The sequence below is a fragment of the Microbacterium sp. B19 genome (genome assembly GCF_000333395.1).
In the GTDB taxonomy this organism is placed as follows: domain Bacteria; phylum Actinomycetota; class Actinomycetes; order Actinomycetales; family Microbacteriaceae; genus Microbacterium.
The window spans coordinates 1-5212 of record NZ_BADA01000516.1; the positions used below are offsets into that span (position 1 = coordinate 1).

Consider the following 5212-nt stretch of genomic DNA (forward strand, 5'->3'; position numbering starts at 1 on the left):
TCGCGCGGCGAGCGTCGCTCGTCGGCGCCACCGCGAGCGCTGAGCTGCGCCCCGGTTCTCCGGAGGGCCGGCCGCCCGTGCTGCCGCCTCTCCGGACGGACGCCGGGGTCACGAGCGCCGGGACCGGCGAGCCGACGGTCGACCGACGCGGGCAGACGCGCGGCGACACGTGCCACCTCGACGTCGTCGACCGCTGGGGCAACGTCGTATCGGCGACACCGTCCGGCGGATGGCTGCAGTCCTCCCCCGCGGTCCCCGACCTGGCGACCTCGGTATCCCGCCCGCGCCGCACGGCGACCTCTCGACGTGGGCCGAGCAGGGCGTGATGCTGCTGAACAGGGTGCTCACCGTCGCTCCGGGCGCGCCGGCCTCGCATCGCGGCTGGGGCTGGGAACGCGTCACCGAGCACGCGATCCGCAGCCTGGTCGCGCGGGACGCGCCGCTCGTCGCCGTGCTGTGGGGGAGGGATGCCACGAACCTCACGCCGCTCCTCGGCGACACCGCGATCGTGTCGTCGGCGCATCCCTCGCCGCTCTCGGCCAGCCGCGGGTTCTTCGGCTCCCGGCCGTTCTCGCGGGTGAACGCGCTGCTCGAGGAGCAGGGCGCCGCGCCCGTGGACTGGCGCCTCCCCGCCTGAGCGGATCGGCGCTCCGCGGGGTTACCCGCACGAAACCGGCGCCCCCGTAGAGTGGCTCGCGTGCTGGAAGAGGAGTACGAGAAGAGTCGGCGGAGGCTGCCGACCCACCTGCGGCGTGCACCGGAGCCGGAGCGACCGTTCTCGTACGTGATCCGACCGGCCACCGAGAGCGACATCCCCGACATCCGCGAGATCTACAACTACTACGTCCGCAACTCGGTCGTGACCTTCGACGAGAAGCCGTGGTCGATTTCCAAGTGGCGCGAGAAGTTCGAGAAGTTGAAGCAGATCGATCTGCCGTTCCTCGTCGCCGAGGCCCCGAGCGGGCAGATCCTCGGCTATGCGCTGGTGCAGCCGTGGCAGTCGAAGTCGGCGTACCGGTACACCGTCGAGAACTCGATCTACCTGGGTCAGGCGGCCTCGGGCAAGGGCCTGGGACGCGCGCTGCTGGAAGCACTCATCGACGCGTGCGCCGAGAAGGGCATCCGAGAGATGGTGGCGGCCATCAGCGACAAGGGGGCGGAGGCCTCGATCGCCCTGCACGAGAAGCTCGGGTTCACCGAGGTCGGCCGCATGGGGCGCGTCGGGTTCAAATTCGGCCGGTGGCTGGGCGTCGTCTACCTCCAGAAGAGCATCCCGTCGAAGAAGAAGCGCCGGAAGCTGTTCGGCTGACGTCGGGTCAGCGCCCGCCCCTCTTCGGCGTCGCGGACTGACGGACCTCGTCGACGAGGACCCGCCACGGTCCTTCCATCTGTCCGTCGCTCAGCTGTGCCCGACGTGCCGCAGCGGCGCCCTCGTCGACTTCGATGCGCCATTGGTAGCGGTCGGCGCCCGGGGATGCCGCGGGCACGGCGTCCCACGGGCAGCTCTCGACGAGCCGCCGCCAGTGCGGTCGGTGATCGGGAGCGGGCTCGGTCCGCCACTGCTTCGACAGGCCGGCGATGCCGCCCGAGCGCACCACGACGATGACCATCCGGTCGTCGCCGTTCGCGTCAGGCTCTGGCATCCTTCGCGACGCCCACCCCGGCCCATGCGGCGCGGACGGCGTCGACCTCCTCCGAGGTCCCACCGTACTCCGCGGTCGCCGTGGCGAGCGTGGCCGCCGCGAACGCCGCGAAGTCGGCGGTGGGGGACACCGACCCGGAGGTCAGCGTCCGGTACCAGATCGACCCGGCCCGTTCCCAGGCGTGGCCGCCGAGCCGACTCGCGACGAGGAAGAACGCGCGATTGGGGATGCCGGAGTTGATGTGCACGCCGCCGTTGTCGTCGGAGGTCTCGACGTAGTCGCGCATGTGCCCGGGTTGCGGGTCCTTGCCCAGCACGTCGTCGTCGTACGCGGTGCCCGGCGCCGACATCGAGCGCAGGGCCGTGCCCTGCACGGTCTCGGCGAAGATTCCGGCGCCGATGAGCCACGTCGCCTCGTCGGCGGTCTGCCCGAGCGCGTGCTGTTCCGCGAGAGCGCCGAACACGTCGGAGAGGGACTCGTTCAGTGCGCCCGACTGCCCCTGGTACTCCAGGCCACCGGCGGCCTCGGTCACGCCGTGCCCGAGCTCGTGGGCGATCACGCTGAGCGACCGCGTGAAGCCGGTGAACACGTCGCCGTCGCCGTCGCCGAAGACCATGCGCTCGCCGTTCCAGAACGCGTTGTCGTAGTCGTCGCCGAAGTGCACCGTCGCCAGCAACGAACCGCCCGCGCCGTCGATGCCGTCACGCGCGAACGCGTCCCAGAAGAAGTCGAACGTCGCGCCGAGTCCGTCGTACGCCTCGTCGACCGAGCGGTCGCCGGTGGGGCCGTCGTCCTCGGTGCGGACGCGGCGACCGGGCAGCCGCTCGGTGTTCGCGGCATCCGAGATCACGCGATCGGGCGCGGGGACGGTCTCGGCCACCAGCGCCCCCTCGTCGATGGACAGGCGCAGCCGGGTGCGGACCGGGCGCGCCGGGCGCGGGACGGTGAGGGTCTTCCGCGCCGCGGCCGCGGCCCGCGCCAGGCGCGGATCGTCGGTCGTCGCGAGCCGATCGAGCAGGAAGGGGGGAACGATGCCGGGGGTCATGCGGCGAGGCTAACGCGGGCCACCGACACGTGGCATCCCTTGTCGAGAACCCGCGAGGGAGGTCAGGTGTACACCTCGGCGAAGAACGTCGTCGTCTCGGCGGTGCGCACATCGACCCTCACCGAGGTCACGCCGGACAGGGGTGCGGCGTCATCGCCGATCTCGACGCGATGGGGCTGCTCGTCGCACGCGATGTCGGTCTGGAGGCCGACGCCGGAGCCCTCGGCGCTCACCGCGATCTCGACGGATGCCGTCCCCCCGCCGTAACAGCGGATCTCCGCGGCGCTCACGGTGGTCGGCTCCTCCGATCCGAGGGTCATTCCTTCGGGGATACCACCGACCGGTACCGTCGTGTCCCCCGTGAGCCCCATGACCGAACCCCAGAGACCCGGAGTGTCCGCCCGCGCGGCCGAGACCTCCGCCAACCACGTCTGCGCCGCGGCGTCGCCGGTCTCGTCGACGTCGTCCGCCGCGCATCCGGAGAGCACGACGGCGAGCGCGCAGACCGAGCCGACGCGGAGGAGGCGCTTCATGCGCTCACCCTAACGCGCCGTCCCCTCGCCGGTGGGCCCTATCCGGGGAGGGTGGGCACCGACGCGAGGAGCTGCCGCGTGTAGGCGGCCTGGGGCTGCAAGAGCACCTTCTCGGTCGGTCCTTGCTCGACGATCCGGCCGTCCTTCATGACGACCACCTCGTCGCAGACGTTCTGTACCACTCCGATGTCGTGCGAGACGAGCACGAGCGTCAGGTGCTGCTCGGCACGCAGGTCGGCGAGGAGCCTCAGGATCTGCGCGCGCACCGTGACGTCGAGGGCCGACAGCGGCTCGTCGCCGACGAGGATGCGCGGACGGTGCACGATCGCGCGGGCCAGGGCGATGCGCTGACGCTGGCCGCCCGAGAACTGATGCGGGAAGCGGTCCGCGGCGTCCCGGTCCAGACCGACCTGCTCCAGGACCTCGCGTACCCGCGCGCGTCGGTCGCCTTCGACGCCGAGCGCCCACAGCGGTTCCCCGACGATGCGGCCGACGCTCATTCGCGGGTCGAGCGAGGCGTACGGGTCCTGGAACACGATCCCGGTGGTCCGTCGCAGCCAGTGCAGCGAGCGCGCCGATCCGCGGGCGTCGACGGGGCGTCCCTCGACCTCGACGGTGCCGCCCGTGGGGATGTCGAGCCCGAGCAGGAGGCGCACGAGGGTGGACTTCCCCGACCCGGATTCGCCGATGACCCCGACCGCCGAGCCCGCGCGGACCGAGAGATCCACGTCCTGCAGGCCGGCGGTGCGTTCGGCGCGGCCGAATCCGCGCGTGCGGGGAGTCAGGTAGGTCCGGGAGAGGCCCCGGGCGTGCATGATCACGTCGCTCACGGTGCGCCCTCCTCGTCGCGTCGGATCTCCGGATGCCACAGCGTCGCGGTCGCATCCCGCAGGAGCGCTCGCGTGACCGGTGAAGCGGGGGAGCGCAGCAGTTCCGCCACCGCGCCCTCCTCGACGACGCGCCCGTGCTCGAGCACGACGGCGTGGGTCGCGACCTGCGCGAGGACCGCGAGGTCGTGCGTGATGAAGACCAGCGACATCCCGGCATCCTGGACCAGAGAACGCAGGAGCGACAGGATGCCGGCCTGGATCGTCACGTCGAGCGCGGTGGTCGGCTCGTCGGCGATGAGCAGCCGGGGACGGCACGCGAGGGCCATCGCGATCGCCACGCGCTGGCGCTGGCCGCCGGAGAGCTGATGCGGGTAGCGCGACACGATCCGCGCGGGGTCGGGGAGCGCGACGCGCTCGGCCTCGGCGACGGCGCGGCGGAGCGCCTCGCGCCGCGAGACGCCCTCGTGGATCCGGATCGACTCGCCGATCTGACGCCCGACGGTGCGGATGGGGTTCAGGGCCGTCCGCGGCTCCTGGAAGACGATGCCGATGTCGTCGCCGCGCAGCCGGGCGAGCTCGCGGTCGGGGAGCCCGAGGATCTCGCGGCCGTTCCAGCGGATGCTTCCCGTGGCCGTCGCGGCATCCGGGAGCAGGCCCAGCACCGCGAGGGCCGTCAGGGACTTGCCGGACCCGGATTCGCCGATGATTCCGACCCGGGCGCCGTCCGGGACGGTGAAATTCACGCCGTCGACGACCGCACGGCCCCCGATCTCGATGCGCAGGTCCTCCACCTCGAGGCTCACGCGACCACCCCCGGGACGTGGGTCCGGGCCTGCGGCGTCCGGTCGGAGAGGGTCGGGTCGGCGGCCTCGCGCAGCGCGTCGCCGAGCAGGTTCAGTCCGAGCACCGTGAACGTGATCGCCAGGCCGGGCCAGACCACCGTGAGCGGGTGGACCGAGATGTACGACTGCAGGTCGCTCAGCAGCACGCCCCACGACGGCTGCGTGATCGGCGCGCCGAACCCGAGGTAGGACAGGCCGGCCTCCGCGAGGACCGCGACGGCCATGCCCCACGACAACTGCACGATGAACACCGGCGCGACGTTCGGGAGCAGGTGCCGGACGAGGTTCTGCGCGGGGCCGAGCCCGCTCGCGCGCCCGG

The 5212-nt window shown here is 72.3% G+C and carries 7 protein-coding genes and 2 pseudogenes; 3 read left to right on the top strand and 6 right to left on the bottom strand.

What is annotated here, in order from left to right; genetic code table 11:
* The 3 genes and pseudogenes from I5G_RS24935 to I5G_RS17715 all read left to right on the top strand — a co-directional run.
* A pseudogene (locus I5G_RS24935) lies at positions 1-326 on the top strand (gamma-glutamyltransferase); the annotation flags it as partial.
* Positions 266-637, top strand: a pseudogene (locus I5G_RS23370) (uracil-DNA glycosylase); the annotation flags it as partial. The pseudogenes I5G_RS24935 and I5G_RS23370, both read left to right, overlap by 61 nt.
* A gap of 60 nt (positions 638-697) precedes the next feature.
* Positions 698-1309, top strand: a complete 612-nt coding sequence (locus tag I5G_RS17715) for a GNAT family N-acetyltransferase (protein WP_022880257.1) — start codon at positions 698-700, stop codon at positions 1307-1309.
* Between the two features lie 7 nt (positions 1310-1316).
* Here the strand turns inward: I5G_RS17715 and I5G_RS17720 are convergent, their stop codons facing one another.
* From I5G_RS17720 to I5G_RS17745, 6 genes are all read right to left on the bottom strand, one after another.
* Positions 1317-1643, bottom strand: a complete 327-nt coding sequence (locus I5G_RS17720; RefSeq protein WP_026096059.1) for a protealysin inhibitor emfourin — start codon at positions 1641-1643, stop codon at positions 1317-1319.
* On the bottom strand, positions 1630-2688 hold the full coding sequence (locus tag I5G_RS17725; protein ID WP_022880259.1) for a M4 family metallopeptidase: 1059 nt from the start codon (positions 2686-2688) through the stop codon (positions 1630-1632). Before I5G_RS17725 ends, I5G_RS17720 begins: the two co-directional genes overlap by 14 nt.
* 62 nt (positions 2689-2750) lie before the next feature.
* Entirely contained in the window at positions 2751-3221 is a 471-nt protein-coding gene (locus I5G_RS17730; protein WP_022880260.1) for a hypothetical protein, read from the bottom strand.
* Positions 3222-3259: 38 nt separating this feature from the next.
* Positions 3260-4036 (bottom strand): ABC transporter ATP-binding protein, encoded by a 777-nt coding sequence (locus tag I5G_RS17735; protein ID WP_051038877.1) that lies wholly within the window; start codon positions 4034-4036, stop codon positions 3260-3262.
* An 11-nt stretch (positions 4037-4047) separates the two neighbouring features.
* Positions 4048-4854, bottom strand: coding sequence for an ABC transporter ATP-binding protein (locus I5G_RS17740; protein ID WP_022880262.1), 807 nt, complete (start codon positions 4852-4854; stop codon positions 4048-4050).
* The coding region (locus tag I5G_RS17745; protein WP_022880263.1) for an ABC transporter permease at positions 4851-5212 on the bottom strand (362 nt) is incomplete at its 5' end. The genes I5G_RS17740 and I5G_RS17745, both read right to left, overlap by 4 nt.

What these genes read in the sequence shown, in the direction of transcription:
- I5G_RS17730 (WP_022880260.1), bottom strand. Translation starts at nt 3,221, where the DNA reads ATGAAGCGCCTCCTCCGCGTCGGCTCGGTCTGCGCGCTCGCCGTCGTG.
- I5G_RS17720 (WP_026096059.1), bottom strand. Translation starts at nt 1,643, where the DNA reads ATGCCAGAGCCTGACGCGAACGGCGACGACCGGATGGTCATCGTCGTG.
- I5G_RS17725 (WP_022880259.1), bottom strand. Translation starts at nt 2,688, where the DNA reads ATGACCCCCGGCATCGTTCCCCCCTTCCTGCTCGATCGGCTCGCGACG.
- I5G_RS17735 (WP_051038877.1), bottom strand. Translation starts at nt 4,036, where the DNA reads ATGCACGCCCGGGGCCTCTCCCGGACCTACCTGACTCCCCGCACGCGC.